Source organism: Streptomyces sp. NPDC003327 (genome assembly GCF_053589515.1).
Window position 1 is genome coordinate 187,659 of record NZ_JBSFSA010000002.1, and the last position, 16,263, is coordinate 203,921.

The 16,263-nt window shown below is 74.0% G+C and carries 10 protein-coding genes; 7 read left to right on the forward strand and 3 right to left on the reverse strand.

Going from position 1 to position 16,263, the window contains the following annotated elements:
- Positions 1-108: 108 nt before the first annotated feature.
- The 3 genes from ACWDVG_RS02455 to ACWDVG_RS02465 form a co-directional block, all read right to left on the reverse strand.
- Positions 109-1,569: a glutamate synthase subunit beta gene (locus tag ACWDVG_RS02455; protein ID WP_451695384.1), complete on the reverse strand. Its 1,461-nt coding sequence runs from the start codon at positions 1,567-1,569 to the stop codon at positions 109-111.
- On the reverse strand, positions 1,562-6,127 hold the full coding sequence (gene gltB, locus ACWDVG_RS02460; RefSeq protein ID WP_451695386.1) for a glutamate synthase large subunit: 4,566 nt from the start codon (positions 6,125-6,127) through the stop codon (positions 1,562-1,564). Before gltB ends, ACWDVG_RS02455 begins: the two co-directional genes overlap by 8 nt.
- A gap of 615 nt (positions 6,128-6,742) precedes the next feature.
- Positions 6,743-7,471 (reverse strand): VIT1/CCC1 transporter family protein, encoded by a 729-nt coding sequence (locus tag ACWDVG_RS02465; RefSeq protein ID WP_451695388.1) that lies wholly within the window; start codon positions 7,469-7,471, stop codon positions 6,743-6,745.
- Between the two features lie 250 nt (positions 7,472-7,721).
- Here ACWDVG_RS02465 and ACWDVG_RS02470 point away from each other — a divergent pair, with 250 nt between their 5' ends.
- The 7 genes from ACWDVG_RS02470 (at position 7,722) to ACWDVG_RS02500 (ending at position 15,997) form a co-directional block, all read left to right on the forward strand.
- Positions 7,722-8,717, forward strand: a complete 996-nt coding sequence (locus tag ACWDVG_RS02470; RefSeq protein ID WP_451695389.1) for an ADP-ribosylglycohydrolase family protein — start codon at positions 7,722-7,724, stop codon at positions 8,715-8,717.
- A 206-nt stretch (positions 8,718-8,923) separates the two neighbouring features.
- Positions 8,924-10,363 (forward strand): ADP-ribosylglycohydrolase family protein, encoded by a 1,440-nt coding sequence (locus ACWDVG_RS02475; RefSeq protein ID WP_451695639.1) that lies wholly within the window; start codon positions 8,924-8,926, stop codon positions 10,361-10,363.
- Positions 10,344-11,495 carry an ADP-ribosylglycohydrolase family protein gene (locus ACWDVG_RS02480; protein ID WP_451695391.1) on the forward strand — a complete coding sequence of 384 codons (1,152 nt, stop codon included), beginning with the start codon at positions 10,344-10,346 and terminating at the stop codon, positions 11,493-11,495. The genes ACWDVG_RS02475 and ACWDVG_RS02480 overlap by 20 nt, the downstream gene beginning before the upstream one ends.
- Positions 11,492-13,027 carry an ADP-ribosylglycohydrolase family protein gene (locus tag ACWDVG_RS02485; RefSeq protein ID WP_451695393.1) on the forward strand — a complete coding sequence of 512 codons (1,536 nt, stop codon included), beginning with the start codon at positions 11,492-11,494 and terminating at the stop codon, positions 13,025-13,027. The genes ACWDVG_RS02480 and ACWDVG_RS02485 overlap by 4 nt, the downstream gene beginning before the upstream one ends.
- Positions 13,024-13,944 (forward strand): ribokinase, encoded by a 921-nt coding sequence (gene rbsK, locus ACWDVG_RS02490; RefSeq protein ID WP_451695394.1) that lies wholly within the window; start codon positions 13,024-13,026, stop codon positions 13,942-13,944. The genes ACWDVG_RS02485 and rbsK overlap by 4 nt, the downstream gene beginning before the upstream one ends.
- Positions 13,941-15,173 (forward strand): CaiB/BaiF CoA transferase family protein, encoded by a 1,233-nt coding sequence (locus tag ACWDVG_RS02495; protein WP_451695395.1) that lies wholly within the window; start codon positions 13,941-13,943, stop codon positions 15,171-15,173. The genes rbsK and ACWDVG_RS02495 overlap by 4 nt, the downstream gene beginning before the upstream one ends.
- Positions 15,170-15,997, forward strand: coding sequence for an HpcH/HpaI aldolase/citrate lyase family protein (locus ACWDVG_RS02500; protein ID WP_451695397.1), 828 nt, complete (start codon positions 15,170-15,172; stop codon positions 15,995-15,997). Before ACWDVG_RS02495 ends, ACWDVG_RS02500 begins: the two co-directional genes overlap by 4 nt.
- The last annotated feature ends 266 nt before the right edge of the window (positions 15,998-16,263 follow it).

Genomic DNA, 16,263 nt, shown 5'->3' on the forward strand with positions numbered 1-16,263 from the left:
CGAACGCGCCGCAGCGCCCCCAAGTCGTCCGGTCGGGGACATTCGGGGGGCGCTGCGCTCAGTTCCGCACGTCGTTGTACGGGACGTTCAGGGGGTGATCCGGCGGGATCAGACCGTCAGTGCGCGGTCCGTCGGGCGGATCGGGGCCGGCAGGGAGCTGGCGCCGGTCAGGTAGCGGTCCACTCCGCGGGCGGCGGAGCGGCCCTCGGCGATGGCCCACACGATGAGGGACTGGCCGCGGCCGGCGTCGCCGGCGACGAAGACGCCATCGACGTTGGTGGCGAAGTCCGCGTCACGGGCGATGTTACCGCGCTCGTCCAGCGCCAGGCCGAACTGGGCGACCAGGCCGTTCTCCACGTCCGTGCCGGTGAAGCCCATCGCGAGCGTGACCAGCTGGGCGGGGATCTTGCGCTCGGTGCCCGGCTTCTGGGTCAGCTTGCCGTCGACGAACTCGACCTCGACGAGGTGGAGGAACTGGACGTTGCCGTCCTCGTCGCCCTCGAAGTGGGTGGTGGAGACGGAGTAGACCCGCTCGCCGCCCTCCTCGTGGGCCGAGGTGACCTTGTACAGAATGGGGAAGGTCGGCCAGGGCTGACCGGGGTTCCGCTCGTCGCCCGGCTTCGGCATGATCTCCAGCTGCGTGACGGAGGCCGCGCCCTGGCGGTGGGCCGTGCCGACGCAGTCGGCGCCGGTGTCGCCGCCGCCGATGACGACGACGTGCTTGCCCTCGGCGGTGATCGGCGGGGCCACGAAGTCGCCCTCGACGACCTTGTTGGCGAGCGGCAGGTACTCCATCGCCTGGTGGATGCCGTTCAGCTCGCGGCCCGGCACGGGCAGGTCGCGGGCGGTGGTGGCGCCGGCGGCGATGACGACCGCGTCGTACCGGTTGCGCAGCGCCGTCGCCGGCATGTCGCGGCCGATCTCGACGCCGGTGCGGAACTTGGTGCCCTCCGCGCGCATCTGCTCGATGCGGCGGTTGATGTGCCGCTTCTCCATCTTGAACTCGGGGATGCCGTAGCGGAGCAGTCCGCCGATGCGGTCGGCCCGCTCGTAGACGGCGACGGTGTGGCCGGCCCGGGTGAGCTGCTGGGCGGCGGCGAGTCCGGCGGGGCCGGAGCCGATGACGGCGACGGTCTTGCCGGAGAGGCGCTCGGGCGCCTGCGGCTTGACGTCACCGCCGTCCCAGGCCTTGTCGATGATGGAGACTTCGACGTTCTTGATCGTGACGGCCGGCTGGTTGATGCCGAGCACGCACGCGGCCTCGCACGGAGCCGGGCACAGGCGGCCGGTGAACTCCGGGAAGTTGTTGGTGGCGTGCAGCCGCTCGGACGCCGCCGACCAGTCCTCGCGGTAGGCGTAGTCGTTCCACTCGGGGATCAGGTTCCCGAGGGGACAGCCGTTGTGGCAGAACGGGATGCCGCAGTCCATGCAGCGGCCGGCCTGCTTGCTGATGATCGGCAGCAGGGAGCCGGGAACGTAGACCTCGTTCCAGTCCCTGACGCGCTCGCCCACCGGCCGGGTCTGGGCGACTTCGCGCCCGGTGGTCAGGAAGCCCTTGGGGTCAGCCATGGGTCGCCGCCTCCATCATCTTCTCGGTGGTCTCGGCCTCGGAGAGACCGGCGAGCTCAGCGGCGTCCTTGGCGGCGAGCACGGCCTTGTACGTGGTGGGGATGATCTTGCTGAACCGGGCCGCGGAGGCGTCCCAGTCGGCGAGGAGCCTCTCGGCGACCGTGGAGCCGGTCTCCTCGTGGTGGCGGCGCACGACGTCGTGCAGCCACGCCTTGTCGGTGTCCGACAGGGCCTCGATCGCCTCCAGGTTGCCGGAGTTGACGTTGTCCCGGTCGAGGTCGATGACGTAGGCGACGCCGCCGGACATGCCGGCCGCGAAGTTGCGGCCCGTCTCGCCGAGGACGACGGCCCGGCCGCCGGTCATGTACTCGCAGCCGTGGTCGCCCACGCCCTCGGAGATGACCAGGGCGCCGGAGTTGCGGACGCAGAAGCGCTCGCCGGTGCGGCCGCGCAGGAACAGCTCGCCGCCGGTGGCTCCGTACGCGATGGTGTTGCCCGCGATGGTGGAGTACTCGGCCAGGTGGTCGGCGCCCCGGTCGGGGCGGACGATCACGCGGCCGCCGGAGAGGCCCTTGCCGACGTAGTCGTTGGCGTCGCCCTCCAGGCGGAGGGTGACACCGGCCGGCAGGAAGGCGCCGAAGGACTGGCCCGCGGAGCCGGTGAAGGTGATGTCGATGGTGTCGGCGGGCAGGCCCGCGCCACCGAAGCGCTTGGTCACGTGGTGGCCGAGCATCGTGCCGACGGTGCGGTTGATGTTGCGGATGGCGACCTGGGCGCGGACCGGCTGGGCCTCCTCGGCGGAGGCGGCGTTCAGGGCCTCGGCGGCGAGCTGGACCAGCTCGTTGTCGAGGGCCTTCTCCAGGCCGTGGTCCTGCTCGATCAGGGCGTGGCGGACCGCGCCCTCGGGCAGCTCGGGCACGTGGAAGAGGGGCTCCAGGTCGAGGCCCTGCGCCTTCCAGTGGGTGACGGCGCGGCTGGTGTCGAGCAGCTCGGCGTGGCCGACGGCCTCTTCGAGGGTGCGGAAGCCCAGCTCGGCGAGGAGCTCGCGGACCTCCTCGGCAATGAACTCGAAGAAGTTGACGACGTACTCGGCCTTGCCCGAGAAGCGGTCGCGCAGGACCGGGTTCTGGGTGGCGATGCCGACCGGGCAGGTGTCGAGGTGGCAGACACGCATCATGACGCAGCCGGAGACGACGAGCGGCGCGGTCGCGAAACCGAACTCCTCGGCGCCGAGCAGCGCGGCGATGACGACGTCGCGGCCGGTCTTCAGCTGGCCGTCGGTCTGGACGACGATCCGGTCGCGCAGACCGTTGAGCAGCAGGGTCTGCTGGGTCTCGGCGAGGCCGAGCTCCCAGGGGCCGCCCGCGTGCTTCAGTGAGGTGAGCGGCGAGGCGCCCGTGCCGCCGTCGTGGCCGGAGATGAGGACGACGTCCGCGTGGGCCTTGGAGACACCGGCGGCGACCGTGCCGACGCCGACCTCGGAGACCAGCTTCACGTGGATGCGGGCGACCGGGTTGGCGTTCTTGAGGTCGTGGATCAGCTGGGCCAGGTCCTCGATGGAGTAGATGTCGTGGTGCGGCGGCGGGGAGATCAGGCCGACGCCGGGCGTCGAGTGACGCGTCTTGGCGACCCACGGGTAGACCTTGTGGCCGGGCAGCTGGCCGCCCTCGCCGGGCTTGGCGCCCTGGGCCATCTTGATCTGGATGTCGTCGGCGTTGACCAGGTACTCGCTGGTGACGCCGAAGCGGCCGGAGGCGACCTGCTTGATCGCGGAGCGGCGCGCCGGGTCGTAGAGGCGCTCCGGGTCCTCGCCGCCCTCACCGGTGTTGGACTTGCCGCCCAGCCGGTTCATGGCGATGGCGAGGGTCTCGTGCGCCTCCTGGGAGATGGAGCCGTACGACATGGCGCCGGTGGAGAAGCGCTTGACGATCTCGGAGACCGGCTCGACCTCGTCGACGGGGATGGGCGTGCGGCCCTCGGTGGCGAAGCCGAAGAGTCCGCGGAGCGTCATGAGGCGCTCGGACTGCTCGTTCACCCGCTCCGTGTACTTCTTGAAGATGTCGTACCGCTTGTTGCGCGTGGCGTGCTGGAGGCGGAAGACGGTCTCCGGGTCGAACAGGTGCGGCTCGCCCTCGCGGCGCCACTGGTACTCGCCGCCGATGTCCAGGGCGCGGTGCGCCGAGGGGACGCCGGAGACGGGGTACGCCTTGGCGTGGCGGGCGGCGACCTCCTTGGCGACGACGTCGAGGCCGGCGCCGCCGATCTTGGTGGCGGTGCCGTTGAAGTACGTGGCTACGAAGGTCTCGTCGAGGCCGACGGCCTCGAAGACCTGGGCGCCGCGGTAGGAGGCGACGGTGGAGATGCCCATCTTGGACATGACCTTGAGGACGCCCTTGCCGAGGGCGTAGATCAGGTTCCGGATGGCCTGCTCGGGCTCCATGCCCTCGATGAAGGTGCCGGCGCGGACGAGGTCCTCGACGGACTCCATGGCGAGGTACGGATTGACCGCCGCGGCGCCGTAGCCGATGAGCAGGGCGACGTGGTGGACCTCGCGGACGTCACCGGCCTCGACGAGCAGGCCCACCTTGGTGCGCTGCTTGGTGCGGATGAGGTGGTGGTGGACGGCCGCGGTGAGGAGCAGCGACGGGATGGGGGCGTGCTCGGCGTCGGAGTGCCGGTCGGAGAGCACGATGAGGCGGGCGCCGCCCTCGATGGCGGTGTCGGCCTCGGCGCAGATCTGCTCGATCCGGGCGGCGAGGGCCTCGCCGCCGCCGGAGACGCGGTAGAGGCCGGAGAGGGTGACGGCCTTCATGCCGGGCATGTCGCCGTCGGCGTTGATGTGGATGAGCTTGGCCAGCTCGTCGTTGTCGATCACCGGGAAGGGCAGGGTGACGCTGCGACAGGACCCGGCGGTCGGGTCGAGCAGGTTGCCCTGGGGACCGAGGGAGGAGCGGAGCGAGGTCACGAGCTCTTCGCGGATGGCGTCCAGCGGCGGGTTGGTGACCTGCGCGAAGAGCTGGGTGAAGTAGTCGAAGAGGAGCCGCGGGCGGGAGGACAGGGCCGCGATCGGGGAGTCCGTGCCCATGGAGCCGATCGGCTCGGCGCCGGTGCGGGCCATCGGGGCGAGGATGACGCGGAGCTCTTCCTCGGTGTAGCCGAAGGTCTGCTGGCGGCGGGTGACCGAGGCGTGGGTGTGCACGATGTGCTCGCGCTCGGGGAGGTCGGAGAGCTCGATCTCGCCGCTCTCCAGCCACTCCGCGTAGGGCTTCTCGGCGGCGAGGGCGGCCTTGATCTCGTCGTCCTCGATGATGCGGTGCTCGGCGGTGTCGACGAGGAACATCTTGCCGGGCTGGAGGCGGCCCTTGCGGACGACCTTGGCGGGGTCGATGTCGAGGACGCCGACCTCGGAGGAGAGGACGACGAGGCCCTCGTCGGTGACCCAGTAGCGGCCGGGGCGCAGACCGTTGCGGTCGAGGACCGCGCCGACCTGGACGCCGTCGGTGAAGGTGACGCAGGCTGGGCCGTCCCAGGGCTCCATCATCGTGGAGTGGTACTGGTAGAAGGCGCGGCGGGCCGGGTCCATGGAGTCGTGGTTCTCCCACGCCTCGGGGACCATCATCAGGACCGCGTGCGGCAGCGAGCGGCCGCCGAGGTGGAGCAGCTCCAGGACCTCGTCGAAGGAGGCGGAGTCGGAGGCGTCCGGGGTGCAGACGGGGAAGATCCGCGAGAGGTCCTTGCCCGCGCCGAAGACGTCGGAGACCAGCTGGGCCTCGCGGGCGGTCATCCAGTTCCGGTTGCCCTTGACGGTGTTGATCTCGCCGTTGTGGGCGACGAAGCGGTACGGGTGGGCCAGCGGCCAGCTCGGGAAGGTGTTGGTGGAGAACCGGGAGTGGACGAGGGCCACGGCGGAGGCGCAGCGGCGGTCCGACAGGTCCGGGAAGAAGGGCTCCAGCTGGCCGGTGGTCAGCATGCCCTTGTAGACGATGGTGCGGGCGGAGAGCGACGGGAAGTACGTCGCGGCCTCGCGCTCGGCGCGCTTGCGCAGGACGAACGCCTTGCGGTCGAGGGCGATGCCGGTGTTCTCGCCGTCGGCGACGAAGAGCTGGCGGAAGACCGGCATGGTGGAGCGGGCGGTGGCGCCGAGGAGCTCGGGGGCGACGGGGACCTCGCGCCAGCCGAGGACGGTGAGGTCCTCCTCGGCGGCGATCGTCTCGATCTTCGAGACGGTCTCGTCCGTGCCGTCCTCGGGGAGGAAGGCGATGCCGACGGCGTACGCGCCGGCCTCGGGGAGGGCGAATCCGGCGACCTCGCGGAGGAAGGCGTCGGGAACCTGGAAGAGGATGCCGGCGCCGTCGCCCGAGTCGGGCTCGGAGCCGGTGGCGCCGCGGTGTTCGAGGTTGCGCAGTACGGTCAGCGCCTGCTCGACCAGCTCATGGCTGGCTACACCGGTGAGGGTGGCCACGAACCCGACACCGCAGGCGTCGTGTTCGTTACGGGGGTCGTACATGCCCTGGGGGGCGGGGCGACCGTCCATGGGCGACCAGGCGTCGGAACGCATCGGCTCTCCCGTCGTCGTCGTGGCATATGCAGCTGCCGAGGGACGACGTTGGCCCTCCGCGAAATTTCGTGCAGGTTACATGATGGCTGGCTTCTCGCGAAGCGGATAGCTCATTCCAGCATGCGGACACCTCCGACACGGAGCGGTGGTGTGCGTTCACCTGTGGGGTGCGGGAACAGGGGGTGTCCCGCGGGGGGCGGATCGGGGGTCCGGTGGATGGCCCGGAGACCCGGTGGTCCGCCTCTGTGTGGGTGGGCGTCGTTGCCCAGAGACGCTCATGCCTCATTCCCGTTGGTCACGGATTCGAAACCGCCGGGTAACCGGCTACATATGTGGCGTCCTGCATAGTGTCTCACCGCTGCGGCGATTCGGACCAGGGATATTCGTCACAGCATATGCGCACCTTTTGTCATGAAAAGGTGCCCGGAAATGCCTGAAAGGCCCCCTGAGGGGCCTCTCGGGCTGCGGCGCCGGGCACGGAATCCGTTCCGGGGCGGGGCGGTGTCGTACGGGAGCGGGGGCGGCTGCGGGCGGCGGCGGGGTCGGCCGGGTCGACTCGCCGGCTCGCCGAGTCGGCCGGGTCGCCGGCCGGCCGGGGTCCGGGGGCGGGCGGCGCTAGAGGGCGGCGCCGAAGAGCATGCCGAGCCCGTACGTGACGGCCGCCGCGGCCCCGCCGAGCAGCAGCTGCCGCACTCCGCTGAACCACCAGCTGCGGGCGGTCACCCGGGCCACGAGCGCGCCGCAGGCGAAGAGCCCGAGGAGCGCGAGCAGCACGGCCGGCCAGAGGGCGGTCGCGCCGAGCAGGTACGGCAGGACGGGCAGGAGCGCGCCGAGGGCGAAGGAGCCGAAGGAGGAGACGGCGGCGACGGTCGGCGACGGCAGGTCGTCCGGGTCGATGCCGAGCTCCTCGCGGGCGTGGATCTCCAGCGCCTGCTCGGGGTCCTTCGACAGCTGCGCGGCGACCTGGCGGGCCAGCTCGGGCTCGACCCCGCGCGAGACGTAGAGGGCGGCCAGCTCCTCCATCTCGTCGACCGGGTGCTTGCGCAACTGGCGGCGCTCGACGTCCAGTTCCGCCTGGACGAGTTCGCGCTGCGAGGCGACGGACGTGTACTCGCCCGCCGCCATGGAGAAGGCACCGGCGGCCAGGCCGGCCAGGCCGGTGATGACGATCGTCTGCGAGGAGACCGCGCCGCCGGCGACGCCGGTCATCAGGGCCAGGTTGGACACGAGTCCGTCCATGGCGCCGAACACCGCGGGCCGCAGCCAACCGCCGTTGACGTCACGGTGCGTGTGGTTGTCGCGGTGTGCCTCGTGCAGTGGTGCCTGGGCTTCGATGATGGACATAGCTCTCCCCTCGTACCGGCGGGACAGGGTTGCGCCCGCCGCCCCCAACACCTCGAAAATACGCGCGATGTAAGGGGCTCGCCAGCAAGGCAGGCCGTACTTACTAAGGCCGTCCTCACTCCGCGTGCCCGGCTGGCGGAGTGTCACGCGGGTGACAGAGACGTTTCTTCGGCGAGTTCGCGGCCCGTGGTGGCAGAGATCCAGCATCGGGGTGCCATCGGCGCCCCACCACGGAGGAAGGGGCGCGGAGATGGTGACCACGACATGCGAGACGCGCGAACGGGCGAGGGGGGCACTCCTCGGCCTCGCCGTCGGCGACGCGCTCGGCGCACCCGCCGAGAACATGCGCCCCTCCGAGATCCGCCGCCGCTGGGGCCGCATCGAGGGCTTCGTCACCGACAGCCCGGCCGGGACCGACGACACCGAGTACGCCATCTTCTCGGCGCTCCTGCTGGCCCGGCACGGCTCCGCGCTCACCGTCGGCCACGTCGAACGGGCCTGGCACCACTGGATCGCCGACCTCGACGAAGGCCCGTTCCGCGGGGCGGGGTTCTCGGAGCGCGGCACCCTGGAGAACCTGCGCAGGGGCCTGGCCGCCCCGATCTCGGCCCAGCACCGGCACGCGTGGAGCGACGGACTCGCCATGCGGGCCGCGCCGTTCGGGGTCTTCGCCGCGGGGCGCCCCGCGGAGGCCGCCCGTCTGGTCGCCATCGACGGCAGCGTCAGTCACGACGGCGAGGGCATCTACGGGGGCCAGGCCGTCGCGGCGGGCGTGGCCGCGGCGATGGCGGGCGCGGGGGTGGCGTCGGTCGTCGCGGCGGCCCTCTCCGTCGTCCCGATGGACTCGTGGACGGCCCGCTCCCTGCGCCGCGCGGTCGTCGCGGCGCAGCGGATCCAGCCGGACCCCCTCACCCGGGAGCGCCAGGTCCGCTCGGCGGTCGTCATCGGCGGCTACCCGTGGACGGACCTCGCCCCGGAGGCGGTCGGCCTCGCCTTCGGTGCCTTCGCCGCGGCCCGCGGCGACTTCCGCACGGCGGTCCTGACGGCGGTCAACATGGGCCGCGACGCCGACACGACGGCGGCCGTGGCGGGCGCCCTGGCGGGCGCGATGTCGGGCGTCTCCGCCATCCCGGAGGAATGGTCCACGGCCATCGCCCCGGTCACCGGCAGCTGCCTGCCCTCCATGCGCGGCTACCACGTCCTGGACGTGGCCGACCTCCTGACCCCGGAGGACGACGCGGCATGACCCCGAACCCCACTCCCACCGCCGACAACTCCGCCGCCGCCTCACCTCCCGCCACTCCCCCCGACCACGACGGCCGCGCCCACCCCTCACCCCCGGGCCGCGCGGCCGAGGCCCCCGCTGCGCCCACGAGGCCGGCCACCACCGCCGCCGGCGCCCCCGCCGCGCCCACGAGCCCAGGCACCGCCACCGCCACCGATGCTCCCGCTGTGGGCAGTCGTCCCGCTGGGCGGGACGGGTGGGCACAGCCCACGAAGCCGGGCGCCGACCCGGCGACCGCCACCCCCCGGCACCCCACCCCGAAGCCGGGCACCACTGCGGGCCCCCGCGACACCGGGGACGGATGGACCCAGCCCCCGAAGCCGGCCACCGCGGCCACCCCCACCGCCGTGGGCGAGCGCCCCGCAGCGGGCAACGGGTGGCCGCACGCCACCGTGCCGGGTTCCGGGCCCCTGTGCGGGCAGGAACGCCCGGGGGCGGCCCCACCGCCGACCACCGGGCCCCGGCCCGGCCGCGACGCCGTCGAGGGCCTGCTCCTCGGGATCGCCGCGGGCGACGCCGCCGGCTGGCCCGCCGCCAAGCACCGCGCCTCCCGCATGCCGGAGTGGACCCGCCGCCTCACCCGCGAGCTCGACACCTTCGCGGAGCAGAACGCCACGACCACCCTCCCCGTCCCCCTCGCCCTCAACCAGCCCCCCGAGCCCCTCCGCCTCGGCCCCTCCGACGACGCCGAGTGGGCGGTGTTCACTGCCGAGGCGATCCTCGCCTCCGCCGGCGAGGTGTTCGCCACGCTCCCGCCGGAGCGGCGGCTGCGCGCCGCCGTGGACCTCGCCTGGAACGCCCTGGCGAGCCAGGTCGCCGCCGCCGCGGACCGCGCCCCCGAGGTGGAGTCCGCCGTGCTGCCGCTCCGCGCCCGGATCTCGGTACGGGCGGGCCTCGGCAATCTCGCCACCGGCCTGCGCCCGCCGGCGACGGGCCACGACAACCCGCACTTCTTCGACGACGCGGCCTGCGTCCGCGCCGCCGTCCTCGCGATCGTGCACTCCGGGGACCCCCGGGCCGCCGCCGAACTCGCCGAGTTCGACGCGCGGTACACCCAGGACGGCGACGGTGTGCACGGCGCCCGTGCGACGGCGGCGGCGGTCGCGGCGGCCCTCGGCGGCGCGGGCGTCGACGCCGCCGTCGACGCCGCCCTCGCCGAACTCCCCCCGGTCACCGAGATCGGCCGCAACGCCCGGCACGCCGTGAAACTGGCGCGTGCGGCGGACTCGGCCTTCGAACTGGTGCCGCTCCTGGAGCACCAGATCGTCGACCACGTCTACAGCTACGGCATCGCCGCCGCCGAGACCGTCCCGGTGGCCCTCGCGCTGGCGACCGCCGCCCGGGGCGAGGCGACGGCGGCGGTGCCGGCCGCCGCCTGCCTGTCGAGGGTGGCCGACTCGGCGCCCGCGCTGGTGGGGGCGCTCACGGGCGCGCTGGGCGGCGGCCGTTCGCTGCCGGGGACGTGGCGGGACGCCTGCCGACGGCTCGCGGGCTGCGCGCTGCCCCGGCTCGCGGGGACGGACCTGGTGGAACTCGCCGGGCTGCTCGGAGCCACGGAACCGGCCACCCCAGGTGGACAATTCCGACATGACACCCACACTGGATGACCGGATCACCGGCAGTCTCCTCGGGGCCGCCGTCGGCGACGCCCTCGGCGGCCCCGTCGAGGGCTACACCCCGGAGCAGATCCTGGAACGCCACGGCGGCCGCGTCACCGGCATCGTCGGTCCCTGGAACGGCGGTTCCTGGCGCACGGCCCGCCCCATCGCCCCGTACCACAAGGGCGACGGGCACGTCACCGACGACACCCTCATGACCCACGCCCTGATCCGGGTGTACGAGAAGGTCCGCGACCACCTCGACGCGTACGCGGTCGCGGACCACCTCGTGCCCGAACTCATGGCGTCCCCCGTCTGGATCCCCGAGCTGGAGGCCGAGGCGCTGCCCCTCCAGCGGATCTTCCTCGCCGAGAAGTGGATCGTGGCCCGGCTCCACTACGGGCACGTCGACCCGCGCGAGGCGGGCACCGGCAACATCGTCAACTGCGGTGCGGCGATGTACATGGCCCCCGTCGGCCTCGTCAACGCCGCCCATCCGGCGGGCGCCTACGCCGAGGCGCTCGACGTCACGGGCGCGCACCAGTCCTCGTACGGCCGCGAGGCGGCGGGCGTCTTCGCGGCGGCCGTGGCGGCGGCCTGCACGCCCGGCGCGACCCCGCACTCGGTCGTCGAGACGGCCCTGTCCCTCGCGAAGGACGGGACGCGCGCGGCCATCGAAGCCGTCGCCGAAGTCGCCGCCCGGCACCGGGACTTCGAGTCGGCGCTCGCCCCGCTCCGGGCGGCCGTCGCCCCCTTCGACTCGGTCGGCCCGGACTACCGCTCCCCCTCCCTGGGCGCCCGCCGCCCCTCCCGGCTGCACGCGATCGAGGAGCTGCCGATCGCGCTCGGCATGCTGCTCGTCGGCGAGGGCGACTTCCGCCGTACGGTCCTGGGCGCCGTCAACTACGGCCGCGACTGCGACTCGATCGCCACGATGGCCGGTGCGATCACGGGCGCCCTGCACGGGGAGTCCGCCGTCCCCGCCGACTGGGCGAAGCGGGTCGCCGAGGCGAGCCGCCTCGACCTCCACGCCCCGGCGGTGGCGCTGACGGCGGTCGCCCAGGAGGTCTTCGCCCGGGACACGGCCCGGCGCCGGGCCCACGAGTCCGCGTACGCGGAGCTGACGGGCGCGCCCCGATGAGCGTTCCCGCCCGGCACCCCGCGCTCCCGGCAACCCCAACCCCGGACCGGGGGCCCGCCCCGCCGACGAACGCCACCGCCGACGCCCCGGAGCCGACGGACCGCGCGGCCACCCCGCCGACCAGCACCACCGCCGACGCCCCGCCGACAGCCGCCCAGCCCCCCGGGGCCCCGGCCCCGGGCGCGGGCGCCGTCCGCCTCACCTGGGTGCAGCCGGAGGACCTGGTGGGCCACGAGCTGCGGCAGGCGGCCGAGGACGGCCGGGACGCCCGTGCGCTCGCCGCCCGTTGGTACGCGGCGGGGGGACCGCCCGCGCCCGAGGCGGCCGGGGCCTCCGCCGTCCCGCGCCCCGACCTGCGGCCCCTGGCGGAGGAACTCCTGGACGCGCTCACGGCCCTCCCCTCCCCCCTGTCGGGCGACGAACCGGCCGCCCCGCCCCGTCCCGGGCCCCGCACGAGGCCGGGCCGCGAGGACCCGGCGCTGCGCGACCGGCTGCACGCCGCCTGGCTCGGACGCGCGGCCGGGTGCCTGCTCGGCAAGCCCGTCGAGAAGCTGCCCCTGCCCGCCATCCGGGCCCTCGCCCGCGCCACCGGCAACTGGCCGCTGGGTGACTGGTTCACGGCCCGCGGCGTGCCGCCCGAGCTGCTGGCCGCGCACCCGTGGAACCGGCGCTCCGCCGCGACCTCGCTCGCCGAGAACATCGACGGGATGCCCGAGGACGACGACCTCAACTACCCCCTCCTCAACCTGCTCCTCCTCCAGCGGTACGGCCGCGACTTCACCACCGCCGACGTCGCCCGCCTCTGGCTCGACGAACTGCCCGCCGGCCGCACCTTCACGGCCGAGCGCGTCGCCTACCGCAACCTCCTCGACGGCGTCGAGCCCCCGCTCACCGCCGTCCGCCGCAACCCGTTCCGCGAGTGGATCGGCGCCCAGATCCGGGCCGACGTCCACGGCTGGACGTGCCCCGGCGCCCCCGAAGCCGCCGCCGCGCAGGCGTACAGGGACGCGGCCCTCACCCACACCGCGAACGGCGTCTACGGCGCCCTGTTCGTCGCCGCCACGACCGCCGCCGCCGCGAGCGGCACCGCCGACGTCCACCAGGCCCTCGCCGCCGGACTCGGCGTCGTGCCCCCGCGCTCCCGCCTCGCGGCGGCCGTACGACTCGGCATCGCCGCCGCCCGGACCACGGCCGACTTCGACGCGGTCGTGGACCGACTGCACGCCGAACTCGGCGGGTACCACTGGGTCCATGCCGTCCCGAACGCGGCGCTGCTCGCCGCCGCGCTCACCCACGCCGACGGCGACTTCACGCGCTCGATCTGCGCGGCGGTCTCCGGCGGCTGGGACACCGACTCCAACGGCGCCACCGCCGGCTCCGTCGCCGGTCTGCTCGCCGGGCACCCCGACCGGCTGCCCGACCGCTGGACCTCCCCCCTCAAGAACCGGCTGTCGACCTCGGTCGCGGCCTTCGACGGCATCGGCTTCGACGCCCTGGCCGACCTGACCCACCTGGAGGCAGTACGCCCATGACCAGCATCGTGGTACTCGGCAGCACCAACATGGACCTGGTCGCCTACGTACCGAAGGCCCCGGCCCGCGGCGAGACCGTCACCGGCCGCGCGTTCCGTACGATCCCCGGCGGCAAGGGCGCCAACCAGGCCGTCGCCGCCGCCCGTGCCGGTGCCGAGGTCGCCATGATCGGCGCGGTCGGCGCGGACGACTTCGGCCACCGGCTCCGGGACGCCCTGGAGCACTGCTCGGTCGACACCGACCTGCTGCGCACCGCCGAGGGCCCCTCGGGCACCGCCCACATCGTCGTCGACGACGAGGGCGGCAACGCGATCGTCGTCGTGCCCGGCGCGAACGCCACCGTCACCTCCCTCACCCATGGCGACGAGGCCCTCATCTCCACCGCCGACGCCCTGCTCCTCCAGCTCGAACTCCCCCTCCCCGTCGTCGTCGAGGGCGCCCGGCACGCCCGCGGTCTCGGCGTCCGCACCGTCCTCACCCCCGCCCCCGCGCAACCCCTTCCTCCCGAACTCCTCGCCTCCACCGATCTGCTGGTGCCCAACGAGCACGAGGCCGCCGCCCTCACCGGCCGCACCGACCCGCGCGCCGCCGCCGAGGCGCTGCTGCGGGACGTCCCCGAGGTGGTGATCACCCTCGGTGCGGCCGGCAGCCTCTACGCGGCGCGCGGCGCCGAGCCGCTGACCGTGCCCGCGCCCCGCGTCCGGGCCGTGGACACCACCGCCGCGGGTGACACCTTCGTCGGCGCCCTGGCCGTCGCCCTCGGCGAGGGACGGCCGGTCCCTGAGGCGCTGGCCTGGGCGCAGGCCGCCGCCGCCCTCTCCGTCCAGCGGGAGGGCGCGTCGACGTCGATGCCGTACCGCGCCGAGATCGAGACGGCCTTCCGCTCCCCCGACTCCCTGGAGGCCGACCCCGTATGAGCGCCCGCACCACCACCCCCACCGCGCCCCCCGCCGCTCCCACTGCCGCGCCGCTGCAGGGTCTGCGCGTCCTCGATCTCGCGACGCTCTTCGCCGGGCCGCTCGCGGCGATGATGCTGGGCGACTTCGGCGCCGACGTCGTCAAGGTCGAGCACCCCCGCAAGCCCGACCCGTCCCGCGGCCACGGCCCGGCCAAGGACGGCATCGGCCTCTGGTGGAAGGTCCTCGGCCGCAACAAGCGGACCCTCACCCTCGACCTCTCCTCCCCCGGCGGCCGTGACACCCTTCTGCGGCTGGCCGCCGACGCCGACGTGATCGTGGAGAACTTCCGCCCGGGCACCCTTGAGCGCTGGGGTCTGGGCTGGGAGGAGCTCTCCACCGTCAACCCGCGGCTCGTCCTCGCCCGGGTCACCGGCTTCGGCCAGTTCGGCCCGTACGCCCACCGGCCCGGCTTCGGCACCCTCGCCGAGGCGATGAGCGGCTTCGCCGCGATCACCGGCGAGCCCGAGGGCCCGCCGACCCTGCCCCCCTTCGGCCTCGCCGACTCGATCGCCGCCCTCGCCACCGCGTACGCCGTGATGACGGCGCTCACCGCCAGGACGACGACCGGCCGCGGCCAGGTCGTCGACATGGCGATCATCGAACCGATGCTCTCCGTCATCGGACCCCACCCCCTCTGGTACGACCAACTCGGCTACGTCCAGCCCCGCACCGGGAACCGCTCCCGCAACAACGCCCCCCGCAACACCTATCGGACCCTGGACGGCTCCTGGGTCGCCGTCTCCACCTCCGCCCAGTCCATCGCCGAGCGCGTCATGCACCTCGTCGGCCGCCCGGAGCTGATCGACGAGCCGTGGTTCGCCGACGGCACGGGCCGTGCCGCGCACGCGGACGTCCTGGACGAGGCGGTCGGCTCCTGGATCGCCCGTCGCACCCGCGACGAGGCCATGGCGGCGTTCGAGAAGGCCGAGGCGGCCATCGCCCCGGTCTACGACGTCCGGGACGTGGTCACCGACCCCCAGTTCCAGGCGCTCGGCACCGTCACCGAGGTGCAGGACCCGGAGCTGGGCCCGATCAAGATGCAGAACGTGCTGTTCCGCCTCTCCGAGACACCGGGCGCCATCCGCTGGTCCGGCCGCCCCCACGGCGCCGACACCGCCGCCGTCCTCGCCGAACTCGGCCTCACCGCCGCCGAGATCGACGCCCTGCGCGACCAAGGAGCGGTATGAGCACGACCACCACCGGTCCCCACCGGGTCCGCACGCCCCTCACCTGGCTGTACGCACCCGGCGACCGCCCCGACGTGGTCGCCAAGGCGCTGGCCTCCGGCGCCGACGTCGTCATCGTCGACCTGGAGGACGCGGTCGCCCCGCACCGCAAGGCGTACGCCGTGGACGCCACGGTCGATCTCCTCGCGGACGTCCTTCCCGTCCCGGTGCACGTCCGCGTCCACACCCCGCGCGTCATCCCCACCCTGGCCCCCCTCCCCGGCCTCTGCGGTCTTCGTGTTCCCAAGGTGACACACGCCACTGACATCCACCGGATCGCCGACCTCTGCCCGGGCCTCCCCCTCCACCCCCTGCTGGAGAACGCCCTCGCCGTGGAGCACGCGTACGCCATCGCCACCGCCCATCCGGCCGTGCGCGGCCTCTCCCTCGGCGAGACGGACCTCCGGGCCGACCTCGGCGTACGGGACGACCGCGGCCTCGACTGGTCGCGCGGCCGGGTCGTGGTGGCCGCCCGCGCCGCGGCCCTGCCGCCCCCGGCCCAGTCCGTCCACCCCGACCTCGGCGACCTGGACGCCCTGGCCGCCGACTGCGCCCGCGGCCGGGCCATGGGCTTCCTCGGCCGGGCGGCGATCCACCCCCGCCAGCTGCCGGTCATCGAACGCGCCTACCTCCCCACCCCGGAGGAGGTCGACGCGGCCCGCGAGGTCGTCGAGGCCGCCGCGACGGAGCAGGGCGCCCTCGCCCTCCCGGACGGCCGTTTCGTGGACGCGGCGGTCGTGGCGGGCGCCCACCGGGTCCTCGCCCTCGCCGCCCGCGCCCGCTGACCGACCCGGGAGCACGGAAAGGGCCGCCGGAACCTCTCGGTCCCGGCGGCCCTTTCCGTATGCGGTGGGATCAGCCCTTGGCGGCCGACCCGGCGCCGTTCCCGGCCCCGTGCTCCACGTCCTCGTTCTCGTCCTTCTCCGAGTCCTCGTCCGATTTCTCGTCCGCGTCCTCGGCGGCCTTGTCCGTGTCCTCGGCGGCCTCGTCCGTGTCCCCGGCGGTCCTGCCGGCGGAAGCACCGCCCTCGGACTCGGCCGAGGACGCGTCC